At 63.9% G+C, this 25,031-nt stretch carries 24 protein-coding genes; 21 read left to right on the top strand and 3 right to left on the bottom strand.

Annotated features, from left to right (window positions below):
* The first annotated feature begins 583 nt into the window (after positions 1 to 583).
* Both G453_RS0108655 and G453_RS0108650 read left to right on the top strand, forming a co-directional pair.
* The gene (locus G453_RS0108655) at positions 584 to 2,224 is read left to right on the top strand and encodes an FAD-dependent oxidoreductase (RefSeq protein WP_027190741.1); all 1,641 of its coding nucleotides are present in this window, start codon (positions 584 to 586) and stop codon (positions 2,222 to 2,224) included.
* A gap of 520 nt (positions 2,225 to 2,744) precedes the next feature.
* The gene (locus G453_RS0108650; protein ID WP_027190740.1) at positions 2,745 to 3,182 is read left to right on the top strand and encodes a hypothetical protein; all 438 of its coding nucleotides are present in this window, start codon (positions 2,745 to 2,747) and stop codon (positions 3,180 to 3,182) included.
* Between the two features lie 143 nt (positions 3,183 to 3,325).
* Here the strand turns inward: G453_RS0108650 and G453_RS27855 are convergent, their stop codons facing one another.
* Positions 3,326 to 3,679, bottom strand: coding sequence for a hypothetical protein (locus G453_RS27855; protein ID WP_156920853.1), 354 nt, complete (start codon positions 3,677 to 3,679; stop codon positions 3,326 to 3,328).
* 81 nt (positions 3,680 to 3,760) lie between these two features.
* Here G453_RS27855 and G453_RS0108640 point away from each other — a divergent pair, with 81 nt between their 5' ends.
* The 17 genes from G453_RS0108640 (at position 3,761) to G453_RS0108560 (ending at position 20,091) form a co-directional block, all read left to right on the top strand.
* Positions 3,761 to 4,789 (top strand): Tim44 domain-containing protein, encoded by a 1,029-nt coding sequence (locus tag G453_RS0108640; protein WP_051272068.1) that lies wholly within the window; start codon positions 3,761 to 3,763, stop codon positions 4,787 to 4,789.
* A gap of 161 nt (positions 4,790 to 4,950) precedes the next feature.
* Positions 4,951 to 5,973, top strand: coding sequence for a TerC family protein (locus G453_RS0108635; protein WP_027190738.1), 1,023 nt, complete (start codon positions 4,951 to 4,953; stop codon positions 5,971 to 5,973).
* A 59-nt stretch (positions 5,974 to 6,032) separates the two neighbouring features.
* On the top strand, positions 6,033 to 7,223 hold the full coding sequence (locus tag G453_RS23110) for an AI-2E family transporter (protein ID WP_051272061.1): 1,191 nt from the start codon (positions 6,033 to 6,035) through the stop codon (positions 7,221 to 7,223).
* Positions 7,224 to 8,006: 783 nt separating this feature from the next.
* A complete protein-coding gene (locus G453_RS0108625) occupies positions 8,007 to 8,384 on the top strand; it encodes an NADH-quinone oxidoreductase subunit A (RefSeq protein ID WP_027190737.1) in 378 nt (125 codons plus the stop codon).
* Positions 8,363 to 8,893 carry an NADH-quinone oxidoreductase subunit B gene (locus tag G453_RS0108620; protein ID WP_027190736.1) on the top strand — a complete coding sequence of 177 codons (531 nt, stop codon included), beginning with the start codon at positions 8,363 to 8,365 and terminating at the stop codon, positions 8,891 to 8,893. The genes G453_RS0108625 and G453_RS0108620 overlap by 22 nt, the downstream gene beginning before the upstream one ends.
* Position 8,894: 1 nt before the next feature.
* A complete protein-coding gene (locus G453_RS23105) occupies positions 8,895 to 9,422 on the top strand; it encodes an NADH-quinone oxidoreductase subunit C (RefSeq protein ID WP_051272058.1) in 528 nt (175 codons plus the stop codon).
* Positions 9,419 to 10,606 (top strand): NADH-quinone oxidoreductase subunit D, encoded by a 1,188-nt coding sequence (locus G453_RS0108610; RefSeq protein ID WP_051272055.1) that lies wholly within the window; start codon positions 9,419 to 9,421, stop codon positions 10,604 to 10,606. The genes G453_RS23105 and G453_RS0108610 overlap by 4 nt, the downstream gene beginning before the upstream one ends.
* A complete protein-coding gene (gene nuoH, locus G453_RS0108605) occupies positions 10,603 to 11,586 on the top strand; it encodes an NADH-quinone oxidoreductase subunit NuoH (RefSeq protein ID WP_027190734.1) in 984 nt (327 codons plus the stop codon). Before G453_RS0108610 ends, nuoH begins: the two co-directional genes overlap by 4 nt.
* 107 nt (positions 11,587 to 11,693) lie before the next feature.
* Positions 11,694 to 12,257 carry a 4Fe-4S binding protein gene (locus G453_RS0108600; protein ID WP_051272052.1) on the top strand — a complete coding sequence of 188 codons (564 nt, stop codon included), beginning with the start codon at positions 11,694 to 11,696 and terminating at the stop codon, positions 12,255 to 12,257.
* Positions 12,250 to 12,762, top strand: a complete 513-nt coding sequence (locus G453_RS0108595) for an NADH-quinone oxidoreductase subunit J family protein (RefSeq protein ID WP_027190732.1) — start codon at positions 12,250 to 12,252, stop codon at positions 12,760 to 12,762. The genes G453_RS0108600 and G453_RS0108595 overlap by 8 nt, the downstream gene beginning before the upstream one ends.
* Before the next feature lie 28 nt (positions 12,763 to 12,790).
* On the top strand, positions 12,791 to 13,099 hold the full coding sequence (locus tag G453_RS0108590) for an NADH-quinone oxidoreductase subunit NuoK (protein WP_027190731.1): 309 nt from the start codon (positions 12,791 to 12,793) through the stop codon (positions 13,097 to 13,099).
* A 3-nt stretch (positions 13,100 to 13,102) separates the two neighbouring features.
* Positions 13,103 to 14,584, top strand: coding sequence for a monovalent cation/H+ antiporter subunit D family protein (locus tag G453_RS0108585; RefSeq protein ID WP_027190730.1), 1,482 nt, complete (start codon positions 13,103 to 13,105; stop codon positions 14,582 to 14,584).
* Between the two features lie 106 nt (positions 14,585 to 14,690).
* Complete coding sequence (locus G453_RS23100; RefSeq protein WP_051272050.1) at positions 14,691 to 14,909, top strand: hypothetical protein; 219 nt, start codon at positions 14,691 to 14,693, stop codon at positions 14,907 to 14,909.
* Positions 14,899 to 16,689 carry a Na(+)/H(+) antiporter subunit D gene (locus G453_RS0108575; RefSeq protein WP_027190729.1) on the top strand — a complete coding sequence of 597 codons (1,791 nt, stop codon included), beginning with the start codon at positions 14,899 to 14,901 and terminating at the stop codon, positions 16,687 to 16,689. The genes G453_RS23100 and G453_RS0108575 overlap by 11 nt, the downstream gene beginning before the upstream one ends.
* Positions 16,690 to 16,701: 12 nt before the next feature.
* Positions 16,702 to 18,246: a complex I subunit 4 family protein gene (locus G453_RS0108570; RefSeq protein WP_027190728.1), complete on the top strand. Its 1,545-nt coding sequence runs from the start codon at positions 16,702 to 16,704 to the stop codon at positions 18,244 to 18,246.
* Positions 18,243 to 19,706, top strand: coding sequence for an NADH-quinone oxidoreductase subunit N (locus G453_RS0108565; RefSeq protein WP_027190727.1), 1,464 nt, complete (start codon positions 18,243 to 18,245; stop codon positions 19,704 to 19,706). The genes G453_RS0108570 and G453_RS0108565 overlap by 4 nt, the downstream gene beginning before the upstream one ends.
* A gap of 118 nt (positions 19,707 to 19,824) precedes the next feature.
* Positions 19,825 to 20,091, top strand: coding sequence for a DUF3467 domain-containing protein (locus tag G453_RS0108560; RefSeq protein ID WP_027190726.1), 267 nt, complete (start codon positions 19,825 to 19,827; stop codon positions 20,089 to 20,091).
* Here G453_RS0108560 and G453_RS0108555 read toward each other — a convergent pair.
* On the bottom strand, positions 20,088 to 20,768 hold the full coding sequence (locus tag G453_RS0108555; protein ID WP_027190725.1) for a TVP38/TMEM64 family protein: 681 nt from the start codon (positions 20,766 to 20,768) through the stop codon (positions 20,088 to 20,090). The two genes, G453_RS0108560 and G453_RS0108555, sit on opposite strands and share 4 nt — an antisense overlap.
* Positions 20,769 to 20,861: 93 nt before the next feature.
* Between G453_RS0108555 and G453_RS23095 the strand changes: the two genes are divergently transcribed.
* A complete protein-coding gene (locus tag G453_RS23095; protein ID WP_051272047.1) occupies positions 20,862 to 21,887 on the top strand; it encodes a tetratricopeptide repeat protein in 1,026 nt (341 codons plus the stop codon).
* A gap of 174 nt (positions 21,888 to 22,061) precedes the next feature.
* Positions 22,062 to 22,943, top strand: a complete 882-nt coding sequence (locus tag G453_RS0108545; RefSeq protein ID WP_043645041.1) for a DMT family transporter — start codon at positions 22,062 to 22,064, stop codon at positions 22,941 to 22,943.
* A gap of 499 nt (positions 22,944 to 23,442) precedes the next feature.
* On the opposite strand, the gene G453_RS0108540 is transcribed toward G453_RS0108545, so the two are convergent.
* Positions 23,443 to 25,002 (bottom strand): bacteriohemerythrin, encoded by a 1,560-nt coding sequence (locus tag G453_RS0108540; protein ID WP_235731724.1) that lies wholly within the window; start codon positions 25,000 to 25,002, stop codon positions 23,443 to 23,445.
* Positions 25,003 to 25,031: the final 29 nt, after the last annotated feature.

Raw genomic sequence — 25,031 nt, 5'->3', positions numbered from 1 at the left:
AATCCGCAAGAATCCCAGTCCGGTACCGCTCAATCGCGCTGCCCTGATGGTGGCAGGTACTGATTTTCCAAGCCTCCCTCCACGTTCCAACTCTCCCTTCCATGTCCGCTCAGGCGTCCTCAGGTGAATGCCCTCGCTTCCGGTCTTCCAAAATCATGACCGGGAATCTGCACGCCTGTCCCGCCCGGATCAAATGTAATTGCACCAACCTTTTTGTTCAAAAAAGTTGACTTCTGTCCTGTCAAAGTGCATCTAAAAAACAACAAAGTTCGCTCATTCTCCTGAATCATCGAACTTTTGAAAAAGCAAAAAAGCACATGCGTTGGCCATGGCCGTCGGGGTGAATACCATGTCCTCCCGATGCGCCCGCCGAGGGATCCGCGTCCCGCTGCTGGACGCTCTTCCTCCTCCGGGCTGCCCGGCGGGAACGGCCCGGATCATCTGGTGTGGCGTTCTCAAAACAGGTTCATACGGCTCATGAACCTAATCCGTGAGAACAATTTATTTATTGTTGAAAAGCATGTTCATGTTTTTCAAAACGCGACACTGAACAGCCGTCGCTTGTGCCATAATGAGGTTTGAGATGAACAGGGAAGCACTGCGTGAGCGTTTGAAATCCTGCCCCGAGTACGACATTCTGGTAATCGGCGGCGGAGCCACCGGTTGCGGGGTGGCGCTGGACGCCGCCACCCGGGGAATGGACGTGGCCCTGGTGGAGCGCGACGACTTCGCACAAGGCACCAGCAGCAAAAGCACCAAGCTGGTCCACGGGGGCGTCCGCTATCTTGAGAAGGCCATCATGAAGTTCGACCGCGAGCAGTTCGACCTGGTGCGCGAGGGGCTGCGCGAGCGCGGCTACCTGCTCCGGAACGCGCCGCACCTGGCCCACCCCATCCGCCTGATGACGCCCGTGGCCACATGGTTCCAGGCCTTGTACATCTTCGCCGGCCTGATTCTCTACGACCTGCTTGCCGGGAGGCTGGCGCTTGGGCGCAGCAGGCTGGTGAGCCGCCGGACCGCCAAGAAGCTCTTCCCGCAGCTGGACCTGGAAGGCTACGTGGCCGCCGTCATCTATTACGACGGCCAGTTCAACGACGCCCGCATGACCGTGTCCCTGGCCCGCACCGCCAACGCCCACGGGGCCGCCTGCCTGAACCATGTTGAGGTGCTGGAGCTGGTCAAGATCGATGGCCGCGTCCGGGGGGCGCTGGTACGCGACCGGCTCACCGGAGAGGAGTGGACCATCCGCGCCAAGTGCGTGGTCAACGCCACCGGCCCCTTCGCCGACGCGGTACGCCGCATGGACGATCCCCGGGCCGGGGACATGCTGAGGGTCAGCTCCGGCATCCACATTTTGCTGGACGCCCGGTTCACCCCCCAGGACATGTCGCTCATGATCCCCAGCACCGAGGACGGACGCGTGCTGTTCATGATCCCCTGGATGGGGCACGTGCTGTTCGGCACAACGGACGAGCCCGCAGTGGTGGAACGCGATCCCGCCCCGTCGGAACAGGACGTGGACTACCTCCTGCGCTATGCCTGCAAATATCTGCACGAGCCCGTCACCCGCAAGGACGTGCTGGCGGTGTGGAACGGCCTGCGCCCCCTGGTGTTCGCACCGGGCAAGTGCAGCACCCAGGAGCTGGCCCGCACCCACATCATCGACGTGAGCCCCACGGGCCTGGTGACCATCACCGGCGGAAAGTGGACCAGCTACCGCAGCATGTCCGAGGACGCCGTGGACTCGGCCTGCGCGGCTTCCGGCATCGGACGCGGCCGCAAGAGCGCCACGCGCCACCTGCGCCTTATCGGCTCCAGAGGCTACGTCCCCCTGGGCTGGCAGGAGCTGGCGCGGCGGCACGGGCTTGATGTGAAGCAGGCCAAATCGCTCCACGCGCTCTACGGCGACGAGGCAGGCAAGGTGCTGGCCATAGGCCGCACCCACGGCCTCATGGAGCCCATCCACCACGCGCACCCCTACATCGGTGCGGAAGTGGCTTTCGCCGTGCGCCTGGAGATGGCCGCCCATGTCGCTGACGTCCTGCTCAGGCGGCTGCCGCTGGGACTTCTGAACATGGAGCACGCCAAGGAGGCCGCGCCGGAAGTGGCGCGCATCATGGGCGATGAGCTCGGCTGGGACGGCGCCCGCCGCGAAAAGGAAATTGATGACGCCCGCGCCCTGCTGGACGCCTGGCAGCACGGGAGAAGGTCCGGGACGGCCTAGCGTGGCGCCCCGGGACGGGCAAGTCTGTTAAGTCCCTTCAATTCCTGACCAGCAATCCCAAGGCCACGCGTGGGTCGGGCCTGCATCCGCCGCTGGCCCGACCCACTCCCAACCCATCTCGCCGGAGGATACTCCGGAGATCCCGCTCATGCCCTGGCTCACGATGGCTTTGGGCCGCATGCATCCTGCTGCCCGTCGCATCCATACCGATTCGCCGACAAGCCCTCCTCCAAGCGCGTCTCATGCGCACCAGGGAGGCCACAGGCGACCTGGCACAGAAGATACTCATGCGTCCCCGCGTCCTGAGAAGCCGGTGGCATTTCCCACGACATCGGCTGCTCAGGTCACCGCAAATCTATCCTGAACAAGAATTCACTATGTGTCTGCGTAAAGCCTGTGCTTAGTTCCCATATCACGTGACGGTTCCGGCGTGTTCGGTTCCGGGCGGCTTTCTCCTGCGGGTCATGGCCACGGCGCGCCATCCTGCCGGAGCGCACATGTTCCATGAGGGAGTTGTACGATGGTGGTTTCTGTCTTCTGTTTGTTTTTCCTGCTCATCCTGGACGGGTTCTTATTTCAGGAAAGCTGCCGGGCATCGACCGTAAAACAGTGCGCTCCGTACACTGTATTCTTCGATCCGGGCGTGAAGGACATCCCCACGGAGGTGTACCTGGACACGAGTCTGGTCGGCGAAGTCGTACAGTCAGAATGGGACGGTCAGCGTCAGGGCGAAGTGACCGTGTGCATCGACAAACGGTTCTCCCGGCATGTGGAACGGGGGACCGTTTTCTATGTGTCGAAAGGCAGGATGCAGATGTACAATGTCTGGGCGACAGGCGAACGGCTGAAGGACGGCGAGACCCTCGCGGGCTTCTCCAGCAAGTTCAAGCTGTACCTGCATGAAATGAAGGTCCTGGCCACCTCGCTGTTCGGTATGTTCCGGGCGGATGCGAACTAGTGTCCCGTCTTCAGAATACACGCATACAATCTGTGCAGCTAAGCCATAATAAACACTCATATTATTGTCGATGACCATATTCACGTTGTTCCAAGACGCGATTCTGGAATCGAGGAATGAAGGTCATGGCATGGCACCCTCTTTCATTTTCCTGACCGGTTGCCCGTGATTTCGAACCGCGCTTCTGCCCTGCCCCAGGCATCTGCCCGGGCCCCGAGCACGGCGTTCTCCGAATAATCGTCCAGGCACCACAAGGGCAACACACTGAATTTACTCTGTATATCCTGGAAAACACATTCTGGCTCTTCAGGCACACAGCACCGGGCAACCGCGACGTCGAAGGCTTCTCCTGAAGTGCTTGACATCCCCTGAAGGAAATGATCTTCATTACAGAACTGAAGGGGAGTAGCTCTTTCGGGCAAGGTCAACAGTACTGGCGTCGTTACCGGCGCTTGGCCTTGCCGTCGATCCCAATCGATGAGCGAGACCTTCAGCATGAGTAATCATGCTGGAGGTCTTTTTTTCAGGACCTCCGGCCAAACCAGGCAACCCGCCAAATCTGGCAAACCGGAGGTTCCATGCGACACAGTCCAAACCGTTCCACTCTTCCTGCACAGGCCCAGGCCCTCGGCGGCCTTTCCCCCACAGACGCGCTGCGCTGGCTCCTGGCGCCGCTCATCGCGCTTGCGGTGCTGCTCATGTCCTTCGATCCCGCAGATGCCAAGCGGATGGGCGGCGGCAATTCGTTCGGCAGCAAGGATTCCTACTCCAAAAGCTACGACAAGCCCACGCCCCCGGGCAAGAACATGACCACGGAGCGCCAGGCCACGCCGAACCAACAGCCAGGTGCTGCCCCCGGCGGCTTCATGTCCAGGTTCGGCGGGATCGGCGGCATGCTTGGCGGCGTGCTGCTGGGCGGCATGCTGGGCTCGCTCCTGTTCGGAGGCATGGGCGGAGGCTTCGGGATTCTGGAAATCCTCCTGCTGGGCGTCGCCGGATTCATGCTCTTCCGGTTCATCCGTTCGCGCCGGGCGGCCCAGGCAGGCATGACGGGCCACGCAGATCAGACGGCTCACAGGGAACAGGCCGCGCCCATGGGGGGCGACAGGTTTGCCTACGCCGCCCCGACCGGAAATTACACCCCTGGCGCAGACGCGGACGGCTGGGCCTCGGTGCGCGCCACGCCCGGCGGGCAAGGAGGCTCCGCGCAGATCGCGCCTCCGGTGATGCCCGCTGGCATCGACGAAGCCGAGTTCATTTCCGGAGCCAAGGCCCTGTACGCCAGGTTGCAGTCCTCCTGGGACCGCCGAGACCTGGAGGACATCCGAGGCTTCACGAGCCCCGAGGTCTTCGCCGAGATATTCCGGCAGGCAGGCGAGGACCCGGCCCCCGGGAAGACCGACATCCTCATGATCGAAGCCCGTGTGGTCGAGGCCGGGACACAGGGAAACCAGACGGTGATCTCCGTGTTGTACGATGTCCTCCTGCGCGAGGACCAGTCCGGCCCCCGCTCCGCGCAGGTTCGCGAAGTCTGGCACATCCGCAGGGATGAGTCCGCCTCCAATCCCCAATGGACCCTTGAAGGCATTCAGCAGCTCGAAAGCTGAGCCGCTCCTGCCGCCCGGGACCGACTGCGGTCCCGGGCCGGTTCAGCCAAACCTGGCAAGTCGGGCCCGATCGGCAACAGCGATCCGGACCGCCTTGACTCGGGCGGCGCAAACAGCGAAACGATACGTTCAGACTATCCGGAACGAGCAGGAGACAACACTTGGAAAACGCATGGATGTGGATCGGCTTCAATCTTCTGGTGCTGGTTCTCCTGGCCCTGGACCTTGGCGTTCTGCACCGCAAGGGGCGTGAGATCGGCGTGCGCGAGGCCCTGCTGCTGAGCCTGTGCTATGTGGTGCTGGCGCTGGCCTTCGGAGGCGGCGTGTATCACTTCCTCGGGCCGCAGGCCGGGACCGAATACATAACCGGCTACCTCATCGAGAAAAGCCTCTCCATCGACAACATCTTCGTCTTCGTCCTGGTCTTCCTGCACTTTTCAGTGCCCCGCGACTGCCAGCACAAGGTTCTCTTCTGGGGAATCCTGGGGGCGCTCGTCATGCGCGCCTCGCTCATCCTGGCCGGTGCGGCCATCCTGGAGGCCTTTCACTGGGTCATCTACATCTTCGGGGCCTTCCTCGTGTTCACTGGCATCAAGATGCTGGTGACGGTGGGGCAGGAACCCAACCTGGACGAGAACCGCATCAACAACTTCATGCGACGCCATTTCCGGGTGACCAAGGGCTTCGAGGGACGCAAGTTCTTTGTCAGGCAGGGCGGCCAGCTCTTCATCACGCCGCTTTTCATCGTGCTGGTGCTGATCGAGTTTACCGACGTGGTCTTCGCCCTGGATTCCATCCCGGCCATTTTCGCCATCACCAAGGACCCCTTCATCGTGTACACGTCCAACGTCTTCGCCATCCTGGGCTTGCGGGCGCTCTACTTCGCCCTGGCGGGCATCATCCACCGCTTCCACTACCTGAAGTACGGCCTGTCCCTGGTGCTGGTGGTGGTGGGCGGCAAGATGATCGTCAACGCGTGGTTCAACGCGAAGATCATTCCCACCGAGATGGCCCTGCTGATCACCTCCGGGATCATCGCCGTTTCCATACTCGTTTCCATGCTCAAGACGCGCGGCGAGCCCCTCAAGGAGGAAATGGACGAAGCCATGCGCTGGTGGGTGCCGGGCAGCCCATCCAAGTCCGGGCCAGAATCCAGTAAGAAGAATGGAATCAAAGAGCCCTGACGCGCCCATGCCTGACCCGCTGCCCGAGCATGGTTAGCAACCGCATGGAGAATGAAACAATGACTGAAAAGGTCATCAAGGACGACGCCAAGCACGCCGCAACGGACGCGCCAAGCGCCCCGCCGGGCGACGCGGAAACGGTTGATGTGCATCCCGCGAGGGGCTGCGGCGATACGGGTGCCGAGGAGGTCGGCCCCCTGCATGAGAAGTTCTACCGTCCTTTTCTGCTGCTCGTGTTCATCGGGGCCGTGGCCGTGCTCCTGGCGCTTTTGTGGCCGTTTCGCCACTCCATCTTCCTGGCCGCCATCCTCGCGCTGCTGCTGGCCCCGCTGCGAAAGCGCATGTTGCCGGTGTTTTGGGGGTCGCGCCTTGTTACGGCCGCCTTGCTCTCCACCGCGACGCTGCTCTTCATCGTCCTGCCCACCGCCACCCTGATCGTAATTCTGGCCAACGAGGCCGGGACAGTCATCGAGGCAGGCGCCCACTGGTTCAACGATGGAGGCATGGCTATCCTTCTCGACTGGTTTAATTCCCTGGGGCTCCCTGGCTGGCTCCAGGCCATCGTGAACAAAATCCCCTTTGATCCCCAGGAGCTGAAGACCAGCCTGGTGGGAGCCGCCGGAGGGGTCGGCAAGGGGATTTTGTCCATCGGGCGCGGGTTTGCCGGACAGATGACCAGCTTCCTGGCTCAGGTCGTCATGCTGCTGCTGTTCCTGTTCTACTTTCTGGCCGAAGCTGAGCGCGTGGTGAAGGGATTGCGGCGCTTGTCGCCGCTTCGCCGCTGCCAGGAGCAGGAATTGGCCGAAAGGCTCAAGATGGTGACGCGTTCCATTCTCGCCGGAGGCGTCGCGGCCGGTTTGTCGCAGGGCCTGGCTACCGCGCTCGGCCTGTGGATCGTGGGCATCGACGCGCTCTTCTGGGGCATGGTCGCCATCGTGGCCTCGCTTGTGCCAATCATCGGCCTCGCCCTCATCCACATTCCTTTCGTGCTTTACCTGTTTGCCCAGGGCTCCAACGGCAAGGCGGCATTTCTGCTCTGCTGGTGGCTTTTGGTGGTGAGCACCGTGGACAACGTGGTGCGCCCATTCTTCATAAGCGGGAGCGCGCAGTTGCCGCTGCTGATGATCTTCGTGTCCATCGTGGGAGGCGTGCTCCTCTTCGGGCCGCTGGGGATCATCTACGGTCCTGTGGCCATGAGCCTGTGCCTCGTGGTCTTTCAGCTGTTCATAGAGTCCCAGAAGACGACGTAGCGCACCCGGCGGGCGAAGGCTGCAGGGCGGGCTGGGAAGGGCGCGGGGCAGGCGTCGGGCAAACAAAAAGCCGCCAGGGGGCGGCTTGGACCGATCAACGTCTGCGAATATCCGCATGGCTGGCTGCCATGGACGAACTCGTACGCGAGGACGGGAAAACGCAGGCGTCAGCCTCCGCAGTATCCTCCATGCCGCTGCGCTCCATCAGCATTCGTCTGCTCACCAATCATGGTGTCCCAACAAATCCGGCGTGCACGCCTAGCCCAGACCCTGGCCACACGCATCAAACGATCCTCGTGCCAGTCCGGATGCGCAGTCCGCAGAATTTCTACCTGTCTTTTTAATACGATATCCATAGATCTTGATGACAACACCTGAAAGTGATCTTGTTTGATTGACCAGTCAACGTGAGGACCACCTGCCAGTGCCTATTCCGAAATGCTACACAAGAACCTCAGTCATGTCCACCTCGTGACGTTCATACGGTATACGCGCCACATCCCAGGCCGGGGCCTGACCTGCCGGTCGGCCATGCCAGACCATGAGCCTGCGCGACGCGCCCACGCCCAGGCAAGCCATCAAAACAGTCTATAAAAAACCTCCATTCAATGCCTTTCATCTATCTTGAACGGAGAGAATACTTCCTGCAAATCATACCAAAAAGAATCCAGCTTGGGAAAAACAGCACATTGGCTTGTTTTTCTTGACGATTATTTCCCGCTCCTGCATAAGTCGTTTCAAGAGTCGGCAGTCCGTGACGCAACGACAACAGGCAGGGGAGCAATGGTTTTCACATGGCTGAACGTGGCGGTCTTTGCATGTCTGGCTGCCGGCATCGCTTTCGCGGCAGGCCCGCTGGCGGCATCCTACCTCCTGGCTCCCCGCACGCGCGGCGGCGCTTTCGCCGCACCGTATGAATGCGGCATGATTCCGCGCGGACAGGCCTGGACGCGCTTTGGCATCAACTACTCGCTCTACGCGCTGATTTTCCTCTCCTTCGACGTCGACGTGCTCTACCTCTTCCCCGTGGCCGCGCATTATCCGCACAGCCAGGGGTGGGGGCCGTTCATCGCCGTGGCGCTGTTCGTGGCCGTTCTGGCCATGGCCATGGTCTATTTCCAGAGAAAAGGGGTGTTCACATGGCCCAGGCGCATCCAATAGTCCCGCGCGCGGACGAGGTCCTGCCCCCGAGGCTCGATTTCGCGCTCCCCGCGCAGGTCTTCGACCTCTGCCGGTCCATGTCGCTGTGGCCCATGACCTTCGGTCTGGCCTGCTGCGCCATCGAGATGATGGCCGTGACAATGCCCCGCTTCGACCTGTCGCGCTTCGGTGCGGAAGTCTTCCGGCCCTCGCCGCGCCAGAGCGACCTGATGATCGTGGCCGGGACCGTCACCCGCAAGATGGCCACGGCCCTGGTGACCCTCTACGAGCAGATGCCCGCCCCAAAGTACGTGCTGGCCATGGGCAACTGCGCCGTGTCCGGCGGGCCTTTCAAGTATCCGGGGCAGTACGCCCTGATTGAGGGCGTGGACAATCTGGTGCCCGTGGACATCTACGTGCCCGGCTGCCCTCCCCGCCCCGAAGCCCTGATGGAGGGCATCTTCCGCCTGCAGCAGAAGATCACCGGTCGCCGCTTCTGGCCCACCCCGGCCCTGGTGGAGGAAGACTGAGATGCCTGAACTCACCTCGCGACTGAGCCTGGCCCTGCCCCCCGGAGAGACCGGGCGGGAAGCGGCGCTGCTCATCACTCCCGAAGACCTGCGCCCCGCCGCCGAGCGCCTTTTGTGCCAGGACTGGTTCCTGGAGGACATCTGCGGGCTGGACCTGGCCGAGGGCATGGCGCTCCTGTATCATTTCGCCCACTGGACCCGCCCTGGCCGCATCGTCCTGCGCCTCCTGCTGCCTCACGAGAACCCGTCCTGCCCCACCATCGAGGGCATCTACCCCGGCGCTGCCTGGCACGAACGCGAGACCCGCGACTTCTTCGGCGTGGTCTTCACGGGCGCGTCCAACACCACGCCGCTGCTGCTGGCCGAGGCGCTGGATCCGCCGCCGCTCCTGAAAGCGCCGGTTTCGCGCCTGTCGCGCAACGTGATCTGGCCGCACGCGCAGTGGCAGGGCTCCGCCAAGGGCCACGCCCTGACCGAGGAGCTCATGGCCGCATGCGGCGGCGAGGATGGCCAGGAGGACGAATCATGAGCGGCGCCTTCAACCAGAGCATTGGCGCAGACCCCTGCCAGGGGCTGGACGGCGACTTCTACGCCCAGACCTTCGCCCTGGACGCCAGGGAAGACTCGCTCATCGTGAACATGGGGCCGCAGCACCCCTCCACCCACGGCGTGCTGCGCGTATTGCTGGAGATGGACGGCGAGTACATCCTTCGCTCCGAGCCTGTGCTTGGCTACATCCACCGCATGCACGAGGCCATGGCCCAGAACCGCGCCTACGCCCAGTTCTTCCCCAACATGGGCCGCGTGGACTACCTGCACGCCCTGGCCTGGAACTGGGTCTGGGCCGGGGCGGTGGAACGCCTGGCCGAGATCGAGGTGCCGGAGCGCGCCCAGTACATCCGCGTCATCTCCACGGAGCTGAACCGGATAAACTCCCACCTGCTCTGGTGGGGGGCCTATCTCCTGGACCTGGGGGCGGTCACCCCCATCATGTACGCCTTCCAGGACCGCGAGATGATCATGGACATCCTCCAGGAGATCACCGGTTCGCGCCTGACCTACTGCTCCTTCCGCTTCGGAGGTGTCACGGCGGACATCACCCCCAACTTCGTGAAACGCACCCGCGAACTGCTGGACATCATGCCCGAGCGCTTGAAGATGTACCGCGAGTTGGTGACCGGCAACGTCATCCTGCGCGGACGCCTGGAGGACGTGGGCGTCATAGACGAGATGATGGCCCGGCGCTACGGGGCCACCGGCCCGGTGCTGCGCGGGTCGGGCATAGCCTACGACGTGCGCCGCGCCGAACCCTACGGCGTGTACGACCGCTTCGACTTCAACATCCCCGTCTACCCGCAGGGCGACTCCATGGCCCGCTACATGGTGCGCATGGACGAGATCGAGGCGTCGCTTTCCATCGTGCGCCAGGCCCTGGACGGACTGCCCGAGGGCGACTTCATGAACCCCGACGCCCCCCGCGGCAAGTGGAAGCCCCCTGCGGGCGAGAGCTACTTCGCCGTGGAAGGGGCCAGGGGCAAGATCGGCCTGTATCTGGCCAGCGACGGCAGCGAGATCCCCTACCGGGTGAAGCTGCGCTCCCCCAGTTTCTCCAACCTGAGCCTGTTCCCCGAGCTTGCCAAGGGCACGCTGCTCTCGGACGCGGTGGCAATCCTTGGCAGCCTCGATCTGGTTATCCCGGAGATTGACCGATGACCGACTTCATACCCGGCGAGCTCATCCGCCTCGCGGTGGCCCTGGTGGCGCTCATGGGCTTCATCGCCGCCAACGGCATGATGCTCCTCTATGTGGAACGCAAGGTGGCAGGACACGTGCAGCGCCGCCCAGGCCCGTTTGAGGTCGGCCCGCACGGGCTCTATCAGGCCCTGGCCGACGCCGGGAAGCTCGTGGGCAAGCAGTTGGCCACACCCTCCGGCGCGGACGCCCTGCTCTTCTGGACCGCTCCGCTCATGGCCTTCATGCCCGTGCCGCTCATGTTCATCGCCATGCCCTTCGGCGAGAACCTCTGGGGCTTGGACACCAACCTGGGGCTGGTGCTGATCCTCTCTTTCGCGGGGTTCAACGTGCTGGCGCTGTGTCTGGCGGGCTGGGCCTCCAACAACAAGTGGTCGCTTCTGGGCGCGTCACGCGCCGTGGCCCAGGCCGTAGCCTACGAAATCCCGCTGCTCCTGTCCGTCCTGGCCATCGCCCTCATGACCGGGAGCCTCGATCTTCGCGTGCTGGCCTCAAGCCAGGGCGGCTGGCCCTGGCAGTGGAACGTTGCCGTGCAGCCCCTGGCCTTCTTCATCTACTTCGTGTGCGCCGTGGCCGAGACCAACCGCGCCCCCTTCGACCTGCCCGAAGCCGAGTCCGAGCTGACCGCAGGCGTGCACACCGAATACTCCGGCATGGGAAACGGCATCATCTTCCTGGCCGAGTACGCCAACATGCTGGTGGTCAGCTGCGTGGCCACGGTGCTGTTCCTGGGCGGCGCGCAGGGGCCGTTCATGCCTGGGCCGTGGTGGTTTCTGGCCAAGATGTACGCCTTGGTCACGCTCATCATCTTCATGCGCTGGACGTACCCGCGCGTGCGCTTCGATCAGCTCCTGAACCTGAACTGGCGCTGGCTCATGCCGCTGGCTCTGGCGAACCTGGTGCTCACGGCTTTTTTGACCAAGCTGTTCGGGGGTGCGTGATGGGAAAATACTGCGTGAAGAAAGCCTCCGGCGGCCAAAGGGCCAAAGCCCTTTGGAATCCCTTATGGGGGGCGCGAATGGCTTCAGACATCGGAGCCAGGGGGTAGATGATGGGATATTTTGAAAAGATTGCAGAGGCATTGAAGGGCTTGGGGAGCATGGTCACGGGTCTTCGGATCACCGGGACCAACTTCCTGAAGCCTCAGGTGACGGTTCATTATCCGCGCCAGGAAGTCGACACGCTGGCCACGTTCAGGGGGCATGTCGAACTGGTGCCATCGGACGAGGACCCGACGCAGTCGCGCTGCGTGGGCTGCGGCCTGTGCGCAGAGTTGTGCCCGTCCAACTGCCTGCGGGTGGTCGCCGAGGACCCTCCCGCCGATTCGGGCGTCTGCTACCCCTCCCAGGCAGGCACGGAGATGCTCATGCCCACCCCGCGCTTCCGGGTGGCTCCGCCAAGCCAGACCCCCACAGTCAGAAAGCTGCTTGGGCACTTCCTCACCTACCACACGTGCAGCCTGTGCGGCCTGTGCGCCCAAAACTGCCCGTCCGGCGCGCTGCGCTTCTCGCAGAACGTCTATCTGGCGGGCACTGCGCGCGAAAACTTCGAGATCGACCTCATGGCCCGGCTGCGCCGCCAGGCCGAAAAGGGAGGCACACCCCATGCGTGAGTTCGTGGTTCAGGTCTCCTTCGCACTCTATGCGGCAATCACCCTGGGCGGGGCCGTGTGGGCCGTCACGGCCAAGAGCCTGGTCCGGGCGCTTCTGGGGCTTACCATCTCGCTCATGGGCGTGGCCGCGCTTTACGTGCTGATCGCAGCGCCCTTCGTGGCGCTCATGCAGATCCTCATCTACGTGGGCGCGGTGGTGGTGCTCATCTTCTTCGCGGTGATGCTCACCCGGGCGCAGTCCGAGGTCGAGGAAGAAGGCCCCAAAGACGTCAGGCGGCTGTGGCGAAGCGGTGCTGCCGGAATCGGCATCGCGGGCCTTCTGGCAGCAGCCTGCCTGAAGCACGGCCCCACGCTCACGCGCGAGGCCGTGGAGATCTCCCCGGCGAAGCTTGGCGAGGTGTTCATGGGCACCTACGTGCTCGGTTTCGAGGCCATCTCGGTGGTTCTTTTCGCGGCCATGGCCGGAGCGGTGCTCCTGGCCTTCCAAAGGAGGAAGGGACGGTGAGCACTCAGGTGATGACAAGGAGGCAGGCATGAACGCGCTGGCTCTGTATCAGCTGGTGGCCCTGGGCCTCCTGGCTGTGGGACTCTTCGGGCTCTTTTCGCGCGCAAGCCTAGTGGGCATGCTCATAAGCGTGGAACTGATGCTGAACGGCGCGGGGCTGGCCGTGGTGGCCGCAGGGCAGCTCACGCCCATGCCGGGCGAAATGTCGCAGGCAACGGCGCTCTTCATCATGGGTCTGGCGGCGGCGGAATCCACGCTGGTGCTGGCCATCGTGTACGTGGTGCGCAAGCGCTTCGGCAGCGCCTCCAGCGCCACACCATCGGAACTCAAGGGGTAGCCAATGGCCGAATTCATCGAAAGCCCGAGGCTGCTTCTGCCTTTGGCCATCACCATGCTCGCGCCGCTGGCAATCTGGCGGTTCGGGGCGCGTCCCAACCAGCGCGAGGGCGTGAGCCTGCTGGCGGGCCTTGCGGCCTTCGCCTGCGTGTGCTGGCTGGCCCCGGCGGTGCTGGCGGGCAAGGTCTGGATGTGGACCATGTTCACGCTGCTGCCGGGCGTCACGGTCACCTTCTGCGCGGACGGCCTGTCCCTGGTGTTCGCCCTGGTGGCCTGCTTCCTGTGGATGTTCGCCACCAGCTACAACATCGGCTACATGCGCACGCTGAACGAGCACGCCCAGACCCGCTATTACTTCTGCTTCGCCGTGGCCATCTTCGGGGCCGTTGGCGTGGCCTTCTCGGGCAACGTGTTCACGCTGTACCTGTTCTACGAGCTCATCACCATCTTCACCTACCCGCTGGTGGCCCACCACCAGGACGAAGAGGGCTTCTCGGGCGCGCGCAAGTACATGGTGTACCTGATGGGCTCTTCCAAGCTCTTTCTGCTGCCAGCCATGGTGCTCACCTACGTGCTGGCAGGGACGCTTGATTTCAACCTGTCGGATGTGTCGCGCGGCATCTTCCCGCCGGACGCCAACCCGACGCTGGTGTCCGTGACCTACTTCCTGTTCCTGTTCGGGCTGGCCAAGGCGGCCATCATGCCCCTGCACAACTGGCTGCCCGGCGCCATGGTGGCCCCGACCCCCGTCTCGGCGCTGCTGCACGCGGTGGCGGTGGTCAAGGCGGGCGTGTTTTCGCTGAGCCGCGTCATGCTCTCGGGTTTCGGCGTGGACCTCCTGGACAAGCTGGGCCTTGGCATGGTCACGGCATACCTGGCGGCCTTCACCATCGTGGCCGCGTCGGTGATCGCGCTCACCAAGGACGACCTGAAGGCGCGGCTGGCCTACTCCACCGTCAGCCAGCTCTCCTACATCATCCTGGGCGTGGCGCTCCTGACGCCCATGGCGGTGTCCGGCGGGCTCACGCACATCGCTCACCATGCCTTTTCCAAGATCACGCTGTTCTTCGCCGCAGGAGCCATCTACGTGGCCGCGCACGTGAAGAAGATCAGCCTCATGGACGGGCTCGGGCGCAAGATGCCGTTCACCTTCGCGGCCTTCTCCCTGGCCAGCCTGTCCATGATCGGCGTGCCGCCCTCCTGCGGGTTCGCCAGCAAATGGATGCTGGCCGGAGGGGCGCTCCAGGCCGACAAGATGATCATCCTGATCGCCCTGGGAGCGTCCACGGTGCTGAACGCGGCCTATTTCACGCCCATCATCTACCGGGCCTTTTTCAAGGCGGCTCCGGCTGGCGCGGAGCACCACGGCGGCGAGGCCCCACTGACCATGGTGGTCCCCTTATCCGTGACGGCGCTCATCTCCATCTACCTGGGCCTGTTCCCGGAAACCTTCCTGCGCTTCGTGCAGACCTTCGGAGGCTACTGATTATGCGAACGCTCGAAACCCGCGAAGCTAAAGCCGGGTCCAGGGGGAGGCTTCTCCCCCTGGCCGCCGGAGGCATCTTGTATCTTCCCTCCCACGAGCACGCGCCATGCTGACCTCCACATCAACACGCGTCCTCCTGGTTATCCTGGCCGGCCTCCTCGTGGCGAACATCTTCATACGCCCGGCGCACCCGCACTTCGCCGTGGAGGCCCTGCCCGGCTTCTGGGCCGCCTTCGGCCTCGGCGTCGGCCTGGGGCTGGCCGCTTTCGCCGGAAAGCTCCTGGCCCCGGCGCTTCGCCAGAAGGAGGACGCCCATGACAGCTGAGTCCGTGGCCTTCGTGAACCCGGCTTGGGCCTTCATCCTGCTGGCGGCGGCCCTGCCTTTCCTGGGACGCTTTTCGCCCTGGCGCTCACTGACGCTCATCCCGCCGGTGCTGGCCATCGCCTGCGCGGCAACGCTGAGCATCGCGGTGCTGGACGGCCCGCTGCTGCTGACCCAGGTCCACTGGCTGGGCATGACGCTGACGCTTGGGCGGGTGGACAAGCTGTGCCTGGTGTTCGTGTGGGTGTTCGCCATCCAGTCTCTGCTGGCTGCGGTCTATTCCATGGACTCCAAGACCCCCGGCGAGCCCGCAGCCGCCGCCTTGCATGTGGGCGGGGCCTTCGGGTGCCTGTTCGCGGGCGACTACCTGACCCTGTTCATCTTCTGGGAACTGACCACGCTGGGCTCCACGCTGCTCATCTGGTTGCGCAGAACCGACGCGGCCCTGGGCGCTGGCTACCGCTACTTCCTGTTCCACATATTCGGCGGCGTGCTCTTGCTGTTCGGCCTGATCCTTCGAGCCAAGGCCACGGGCAGCTTCGCCTTCGAGCACCTGGATGTGGCCGCGCTCCAGTACTACGACTGGCTTATCCTGGGCGGCTTCGCGGTGAACGCTGCCGTGGTGCCGCTGCACGCATGGCTGTCCGACGCCTACCCCGAGGCCTCGGCCATGGGCGCGGTGTACCTGTGCGCCTTCACCACCAAAACGGCGGTGTACGTGATGGCCCGGGGCTTCGCCGGACTCGAGACGCTGACAGCGTTCGGCGCGGTCATGACCCTGTACGCGGGCATCTACGCCCTGGTGGAGAATGACGCGCGCCGCGCCCTGGCCTACCAGACCATCGCCCAGGTGGGCTTCATGGTGGCGGGCATCGGCGTAGGCACGGAGTTGGCCATAAACGGCGCGTGCGCCCACGCCTTCGCCCACGTTGTCTACAAGGGCCTCATGTTCATGACCGCAGGGGCGGTGCTCACGGCAACGGGAACCAGCCGCCTGGACAAACTGGGCGGCCTTGGTGCTCGCATGCCCCTGGTGGCGGCGTGCTATCTGGCGGCTGCGGCCAGCACCTCCGGCCTGCCTCTGTTTTCGGGCTTCACCACCAAGTCCATGACCATCGCCGCTTCCAGCGAATACAGCGCGATCCTGGGCCTTGCCCTGGAAGTGGGCGCGCTGGCGGCCATCCTGGGGGTGGGCGTGCGCCTGCCGTATCTGCTCTTCTTCGGTGAGCGCAGAAGCGAAGGCGAGCTGGCCCCCATCTCCAATACGGCCAAGCTGGCCATGGCTGCCGGAGCCGGACTGTGCCTGGCCGTGGGCGCGGCCCCGCAGGCGCTGTACGCCATCCTGCCGTACCCCGTGGCCTTTGCCCCGTATTCCTCATGGAGCGTGCTCCAGGCCCTGCTGCTGGCCGGGTTCGCCGCGCTGGCCTACCTGATGGCCAAACCGCTGCTGGCCCCCACGCCGGGCCGCCTGCACGACTTCGACGGTATTTACCGCCTGATTGGCCGGGCCTTCTACCAGCTGGTCTCGACTCCGCTGGCCTGGGTCGACGCCATCTGGAGCGAGGTCTACCGGACCATCGGCCTGAACGGCCTGAGCTTCCAGGCCCGTTCGGCGGCGGTGTTCGACCGCAAAGGCATCGACACAGTAGTGGACGGCACAGCCTACACCACGGCCCGCCTGGGGAGCCTTGCAGCATCGGCCCAGACCGGACGTTTGCAGCAATACCTGACGGCCTCTGCGGTGATCGCCGTGGCGGTTTTCGCCATCATCTGGTTTTCGTAGCGAGGAGAACGCATGACCGGCCACAGCGGATTTCCCATATTGACCTGCCTCATGGTCCTGCCCCTGGCGGCGGCGTTGGCCGTCCTCCTCCTTCGGCGCGAATCCGCCGTCAGGGGTCTGACTCTGGCCGTGGGCGTGCTGGAGCTTCTCCTGAGCATCCCGCTCTACAATTTCGACCCCGCCCTGCCGGGCTTCCAGTTCGTGGAGATGCGCGCCTGGGTGCCGCAGTGGGGCATGAGCTACTACCTGGGCCTGGATGGGTTGAGCCTGTTCATGGTGATGCTCTCGGTGCTGCTTCTGCCGCTGTGCGTGCTGTGCTCCTGGACCTACATCAAGATCCGCGTGAAGGAGTTCCACATCTGCCTGCTGGTGATGACGGCGGCCTGCGTGGGCGTTTTTTCCGCGCTCGATCTGGTGCTGTTCTACGTGTTCTGGGAGGCCATGCTCGTCCCCATGTTCCTCTTGATCGCCGTGTGGGGTGGGCCTGAGCGACGCTACGCCTCGCTGAAATTCTTCCTGTACACCCTGGCGGGCAGCACGCTTTTGCTGGTGGCCATCATCGCCTTCAAGGCCGTGGGCGGCAGCTTCGCCATACCGGAACTGCTGGGCAAGGACTTCCCCGTGGCCTTCCAGCGCTGGACGTTTTTGGCCATGGCCCTGGCGTTCGCCATCAAGGTGCCCATGTTCCCGTTCCACACGTGGCTCCCGGCGGCCCACGTGCAGGCTCCGAGCGCGGGCAGCGTCATCCTGGCGGCGGTGCTCCTCAAGATGGGAACCTACGGCTTCATGCGCTTCTGCCTGGGGCTGACGCCTGAGGCCAGCGTGTTCTTCGCGCCGCTCATGATCGCCTTGTCCGTGGCCTCCATCCTGTACGGCGGGCTTACCGCCCTGGGCCAGACGGACCTGAAGCGCATGGTGGCCTATTCCTCCGTTGGACACATGGGCTTCGTGACGCTTGGCATCTTCATGTTCAACATCCAGGGGCTCTCCGGTGCGCTGTTTCAGATGCTCAACCACGGAATCACCACCGGCGCGCTGTTCATGATGCTGGGCGCGGCCTACGAGCGCAGCCACAGCCGCGAGATGGCCGACCATCTGGGCATGGGCAAGTACCTGCCCGCCTTCATGGGCATGTGGGGCTTGTTCGCGCTGTCCTCCCTGGCCTTTCCCGGCACCAACAGCTTCGTGGGCGAACTGCTGGTGCTCACCGGGGCCTTCTCCACCAACCTGTGGGCCGCCTTCCTGTCCATTCCCGGAGCCATGCTGGCCGCTGCCTACATGCTGCGCGCCACGCGCAGCATGGCCTGGGGATCGCCCACCACGGCCAAGGGATGGGCTGACCTGAACCGGCGCGAGTGGGCCGCCCTCATCCCTATGGCGGTCCTGGTGCTCTATCTGGGATTCGCTCCCGGACTGGCTCTGCGCACCATCGAGCCGTCGCTCACGAGGCTTTTGGCCAACATGAACCGGGGCACGGTCAAGGTCGTGATGACTGCGCCCCATGGCGCGCCTGCCAGTGCGCCAACAGCGCCCATACTCGCGGAGGCCGCCAGATGAACGCCAGCTTGCTCGCTCCTGAAATCGGCATGGCCGCTCTCGTGGTGGTCTTCTTCCTGGAGACCCTGGGCTACGACTGCTTCAAGCGCCTGGGCGGCCTGACCATCTGGCTCTCAAGCGCTGTGGCTCTGCTGGCTGCGGCGAGCCTCGGCGCGCACGGCACGGCCTTCAGCGGCTGCTACCAGGTGGACGCGCTGTCCCAGTTCTTCAAGCTGGCCGTGGCCTTCGGCTTCGCGGTGGTCACGGCCATCGGGCCGCGCCCTGCTGGCGTGGGAGACGAAAAGCGCCCTGACTACTTCATGCTGCTGGCGATATCCTCGCTTGGCCTCATGCTCATGGCCTCTGCGGCGGAACTGACCACCATGTATCTGGCCCTGGAGCTTGCATCGCTCAGCCTCTACGCCGTGGCCCCGCTGCGCGCGGACAGCCGTCCGGCAGCAGAGGCCGCCGTGAAGTACATCCTGTACGGGGCCATGGTCACGGCGCTGTCCCTGTACGGGCTGTCGCTCATCATGGCCTCGCAGCATACGACGTATCTCTCCGAGCTGGCCGCAAAGCCCTGGAACATGACCGAAGCGCCGTTGGCCATCCTGGGAATGTCGCTCTATCTGTGCGGGTTCCTGTTCAAGCTGGCCCTGTTCCCGTTCCACTTCTGGTGCCCGGACGTGTACCAGGGCGTGGGCAACGAGACGGCCGCCTTCGTCTCCACCCTGCCAAAGCTTGGCGCGCTGGCCGTACTGGTGCGGCTTGTGGGCGAGATCGGCATGAACGCCCAGACCGGGACCGCCCTGGCCGTGCTGGCGGCTCTGTCCATGACGGCCGGCAACCTCTCGGCCCTGGCCCAGAAGGATCTCAAACGCCTGCTGGGCTTTTCCAGCGTGTCGCATGCCGGTTTCGCGGTGATGGGGCTGGTGGCTGCCGGGCCGGAGGGATTGGCCTCGGCGGCCTTCTACGGCATCTGCTACCTGCTCATGAACCTTGCGGCCTTCTTCGTGGTCTGCCGCCTGGGACAGGGGGACGTGAACCCGACGCTTGAGAGCCTGAACGGCCTGTACAAGCGCTCGCCCGGCATGGCCTTCGTGCTGCTGGTGGCGGCGTTCTCGCTGGTTGGCCTGCCGCCCACGGCCGGATTTGCCGGAAAGTTCTTCCTGCTTGGCTCGCTGTGGGGCAAGGGGCACGACTGGCTGGTGATCGTGGCGGTGATCAACACGGCCATCGCCATCTTCTACTATCTGAACATGGTGCGACACGCCTACACGGTTGAGCCCACGGAGCAGGACGCACAGACCCAGGACGCGCAGGCCCAGGCCCCGGCAGGCAGCCTGCTGGCGTCAGTGGCCCTCACCCCGGCCCGAGCGCTCCTAGGCGGCGGGCTGGCCGTGTCGCTGCTCATCGGCGGGCTGTACCCGGCCCCGCTCTACGCCCTGGCCCAGGCCGCCGCACGCCTGACCCTGCCCTGATTTCGTCCCGCACTCCCGAACGCAAATACGCCCCGCCAGCGCGCATAACGCTGGCGGGGCTTCTCTTTTGAATCAATCCGTGCGAAATAATTCTTCATATTTCGCCAAGGAGTTCACCATGTCCCAGCAAGACCAGGGCCAGCAGGTCCAGATGCAGTTTCCCGCCGACCTGGAGTACGTCTACCGCGACTTCTTCACCGTGTATGCCGGCCCCGACGACGTGATCCTGGAGTTCGGCAACGTGAACCGCTCCGTGGCCAATCAGGTGAAGATCGCCAACCGCATCGTGCTCACCCCGGCCAACGCGCTGCGCCTGCGCGAGATCCTGGACCGCACCATCGCCGAGATGCAGCGCCGACTCTCCGCCAACGCCGGGCAGGCTTAGCGCCTGAATCTTTTGATCGCCCACTTGGCAACAACAGGAAACGCGGCCAGCAGCACGAAAGCCACCAGCAGGCCGGGCGAAAGGATGTCCCGCAGGCTCTCGATGCGACCAAGCTCCGTGCCCGCGTTCACGTACACCGCCGTTCCCGGCAGCATCCCCGCCTGCGACACCCAGTAGAAGGTGCGCAGCGGCATGGACGTCAGCCCCATGGCCAGATTAATCAGGAAGAAGGGGATCACCGGCACGAGGCGTAGCGAGAAGAGATACCAGGCCCCTTCGTGGGCCACGCCTGTGTCCATTTTGGCGATGGCTATTGTGAACCGCTGGCGGATCATGTCCCGCAGCACGTAGCGCGACAGGGCGCAGGCCAGGGTGGCCCCCATGCTGGACGCGAACGACACAACCAAAAGCCCCGCCCAGAACCCGAATACCGCGCTACCCGCCAGGGTGAGCACCACCGCGCCCGGCAGGTTCAGGGCCGCAGCCGCCACATAGATGAGAAAAAATCCGCCCAGCATCAGCACGGGCTTCTGCTCGTAGAGCGCCTGCAACCCGTCGCGGGAGCTTTTGAGCGTCTGAAGGTCCAGGTACTTCGGGCCGTCCAGCCAGAAGAACAGGCCGATCGCCGCTGCCACCAGGGCAACGGCCCCAAATTTCTTTCCGGTGTGTCCCGTCATGTCTGTCCCCTTGTGCTCCTGCGGCACGTGCAAGACGTGGCGTATTGATCGACCGCGCCTTGCCAGCTGCACAGGCCGGTGCTATTTTTTTGAATGCGCTACGAACCAGCCAGAATCGGCGTCGCCCTCATCAATTCGGACTCCGCCCAGATGAACAAGGACCGCCAGACCCTCTCCCGGCTCGGGTTCACCAACATACAACAATTCCAGAATATTGGCGAGGCCAAGCCCTTCCTGCCGGAAGCGTCCATCCAACTGGTCCTGGTGGGCGACAAGACCGGGGACATTGGCGGCATACAGTGCATGCGAGCCATCAAGCGCGACCAGGAACTCTCGGGCAAGGCCGTGGTCATGGTTTCCGCCAATGGCCGCCGCGAGCACGTGCTGACCGCCATCTCCGCCGGATGCGGCGGCTACGTGCTGCGGCCCTACCTCCAGGACACCTTCGCCAAGCACATCAAGGCCGCCTGGGAAAGCAGCAGGCCCGACGACGAGAGCCAGGCGCGCCTGGAAAAGGGCATGCAGCTGGCCTGGACAGGACACCATGGCGAGGCCGTCCAGGAGCTGACCTTGGCCGTCTCCCAGGAAAACGACGCCCTGGCCTGGTTCAACAAGGGCCTGGAGCACCTGCGCAAGCAGGAGTTCGGCCAGGCCATCCAGTGCTTCAACAAGTCTTTGGCCATGAACACCCTCTTCGCAGAGGCCTACCGGGGGCTCGCCCACGCCTACAAGGGCCTGGGCGACATGGAGCGGCACATGGAGAACCTGAAGAAAGCTGCGGACATCCTGGCCATGCAGGACAAGCTCCAGGAGCTCAAAGAACTGTACGTGGAGATCCTCGGGCACGACCCGGAAGCCGTGAACCCCTACAACACCCTTGGCGTGCGGCTTCGCCGCTCCGGCGACCTGTCAGGGGCGCTGCACGCCTACACCCGCGCCTTGTCGCTCACGCCCTCCGACGAGAATCTGCATTACAACATCGCCAAAGCCTATGTCCACGCAGCCAGGAAAGACAAAGCCGCCGACCATCTCCGCCAGGCCCTGGCCATCAAGTCCGATTTCACCGAGGCCGCCCAGATGCTTGCCGAATTGGAAGCCCAGAGGCCCCAGGACTCCTGACCGCTTCGGACCGCCCGCATCGCCTGCGATGCCCGATTCGTCGAATTCATACGCAAACGCACGGAATTCCATCCGATACGGCCTTGATCTTTGGTCCGCATAGGGTCTATTGCGCGTGTTCGCCGTCGCGCAGGGCCAGTGGTCGGCGCGCATCCGCACGCACGGGAGATAACAATGTCCAAAACCCTCAGGGCCGATCTGCTGCTCATGGTCACGGCCACCATCTGGGGCCTCGCCTTCGTGGCCCAGCGCGTGGGCATGGAGCACGTGGGGCCGTTTCTCTTCAACGGCGTCCGCTTCGCCCTGGGCGCGGCCGCCCTGCTGCCCCTGGCCATGCGCTCGAAAAACGCCATGCGCGCCGCCCCCGGCATGCACGCCCCGGCCTGGCTCGGCTGCTTGTGCGCCGGGTTGGCCCTCACCTTCGGCGCCAGCCTGCAACAGATCGGCCTGCAAGACACCACCGCCGGGAAAGCCGGGTTCATCACCTGCCTGTACGTCATCTTCGTGCCCATCTTCGGCGCGTTCCTTGGCAGCCGCACTCCGCTGGGCACATGGATCGGGGCCGCCATCGCGGTCGTTGGCATGTATCTGCTGAGCATCACCGACGATTTCAGCATCAATCGCGGCGACCTGTTCGAGCTGGTCGGCGCGTTCTTCTGGGCCGGACACGTGCTGGTGGCAGCATGGTTCGCACCGCGCATGAACCCCATCCATCTGGCAGTGGGGCAGTATGCCTTCTGCTCCGTGGCAAGCCTTGGCATCGCCTGGTTCGCCGGAGAATCCTTCGCCCTCTCCGGGCTGATGGACGCCGCAGCGCCGATCCTCTACGGCGGCCTTCTCTCCGTGGGCGTAGCCTACACGCTGCAACTGATCGCCCAGCGCGACGCCCCGCCCTCCCACGCGGCCATCATCCTCAGCATGGAGTCGGTGTTCGCGGCCCTGGCGGGCTGGGTGCTCATCGGCGAGGTGCTCACGCCGCGCGGCATGCTGGGCTGCGCGCTTATGCTCTCGGGCATGCTGTTGTCGGAGATGTGGCCGTATTTGAAGAAGAAATAAGACAATGCCTCCGGCGGCCAGGGAGGGCTCCGCCCTCTCTGGACTCTCCCGCCAGGGGGATGATCCCCCTGGACCCTCAGTAGGCTTCGCATATCGCCCCGCTACGTTTCCGATATCTTGCAAGAAAGCCCGGAAGCGCGCAAAGCCGCGCTACCGGGCTGTATATTCTTAAGATCGTCGTCATAACGATAGCAGGGGCTGGGTGCTGTCACGATCGGGTTCTGGCGGGCGGGCGACGAATCGTCTTCAAATCGATTCTAGCCCGCCCGCCAGGACACGAACGGGACAGTACCCAGCCCCATGCCGTCCAGACGACGTTACCCCGCGATGGAATGCGAAGCCCGCTAAAAGTTTTTGAGAGGAGGTCCCGGAGGAGAACTTTTTCCAAAAAGTTCTCCTCTGGGCCGCCGGAGGCATCCCCCTCCCCTTCCAAAGACAAAAGCCGGGAGCGCTCAAACAAGCGCTCCCGGCCTCTTTGCATGGGAGGTGACGAAAGAGGCTAGCGACCCAGGGCCTTCGCTCCGCTGATGCCTGCTGAACGCTCCAGTCCATTGTCCAGGAAGGTCTTCACGTAGCGTTTGTCGGTCTTGATGATGTGGTTCGCCAGCCAGTCCTTGAGGAAGTTCATAAGGTCCATGGACACGTCGGCCTGTCCGGACTTGAACTTGCCGATCACCGCCACCACCTGGCTCTTGAGCTCCTCGTGCAGGCGCTTGTGCTGGACGGTCTCGGAGTACTTGAACTGGTCGAAGTATTTCTCCTCGGTGCCGAAGTGGTACACGGTGTATTCGGCCAGCCCGTCCAGAATCTTCTCCATCACGCTGCGGCTCTGCCCGGACTTCATGGCGCCGTAGAGCTGGTTGACCATGTCCACCAGCTGGTGGTGCTGCTCGTCGATGATCTTCACGCCCGTGGCCAGCTCGCTGTTCCAGGGCATGAGCACGTTGGTCTGCATGCCGCTTTTGAGGTCCGCGATGAGCACCGAGAGTTCTTGGGACAGTTCGGAAAGTTCCAGCACGGAATGGGCGGACTCGTGGATGCCGTCGGCGATCTCCGTGGCCACCTGCTCCACCTCGTCGATGGCCTTGGTGATGTGGGAGGAACTGGCGGATTGTTCTTCGGAGGCGGTGGCGATGGACAGAATCTTGGACGTGTTGTCCTCGGTGTAGCGCAGGATCAGTTCCGCCGATTCGCCGGACTTGCGGGCCATGGAAGACGCCTCGTCCGCGCGCGTGACAGCCATTTCCATCTGCTCCACGTTCTGGTGGATGGCGTTCTGGATGGCCATGATGGAATCGCCCACTTCCTTGGTGGCGTGCATGGTCTTCTCGGCGAGCTTGCGCACCTCGTCGGCCACCACTGCGAAGCCGCGTCCGGCCTCGCCAGCTCGCGCCGCCTCGATGGCGGCGTTCAGCGCCAGCAGGTTGGTCTGGTCGGCAATGTCGTTGATCACGTTGATGATCTGGTCGATGCTCTTGGCCTGGTCCCCAAGGCTGCCCATGTTCTGCTTGAGCACCGCCGTGGCGTCGTTCACCTTGGCGATGGAGGCGATGGCCTCCTGCGCTATGCGCGAACTGGCCCCGGCCTGTTCCTTGGAGTGCTCGACGCTGACCGAGGCGTCCGAGGAGCTGCGGGAGATGTCCCCGATGGCCATATTCATCTCGTCCATGGCCGTGGCGGTCTCGATCATGCGCTGCTTCTGAAGGTCCGCGCCCTCGGAGATGCGTTCCATCCGGTTGGACAGCGCCCCGGCGGAGTTCATGATGCGCTCCACCACTGTTTCAAGTTTCGTGGAAGCCGAGAGCAGGTTCTCTGCGCGCGACTCCTCTGCCAGCCGAGAGGCTTCCTGAGCCTGGAGGATGGAGTCGTCGCAGGTTCTCTGCGCCTGAAGCAGCGCCGCCTCATTGTCGGCAGCAGCTTTACGGGCAGTTGCGAGGCATTCGGAAAGATCGCACAAGGCCGTAGAAAGCACTGCGAATTCGCCGGGACCGGCAGACGGCGTGCTGGAGTTCAATTTTGTGGATTCTGCTGCCTGGGCCATCTCCAAAAGTCTGTTCAAGGGGGAAGCCATCATAAAGCCAAAAACCG

It is taken from the genome of Fundidesulfovibrio putealis DSM 16056 (genome assembly GCF_000429325.1).
Taxonomy (GTDB): Bacteria; Desulfobacterota; Desulfovibrionia; order Desulfovibrionales; family Desulfovibrionaceae; genus Fundidesulfovibrio; species Fundidesulfovibrio putealis.
Note: the sequence above shows the minus strand (reverse complement) of the source record. Positions and strands in the feature narration are given on the sequence as shown.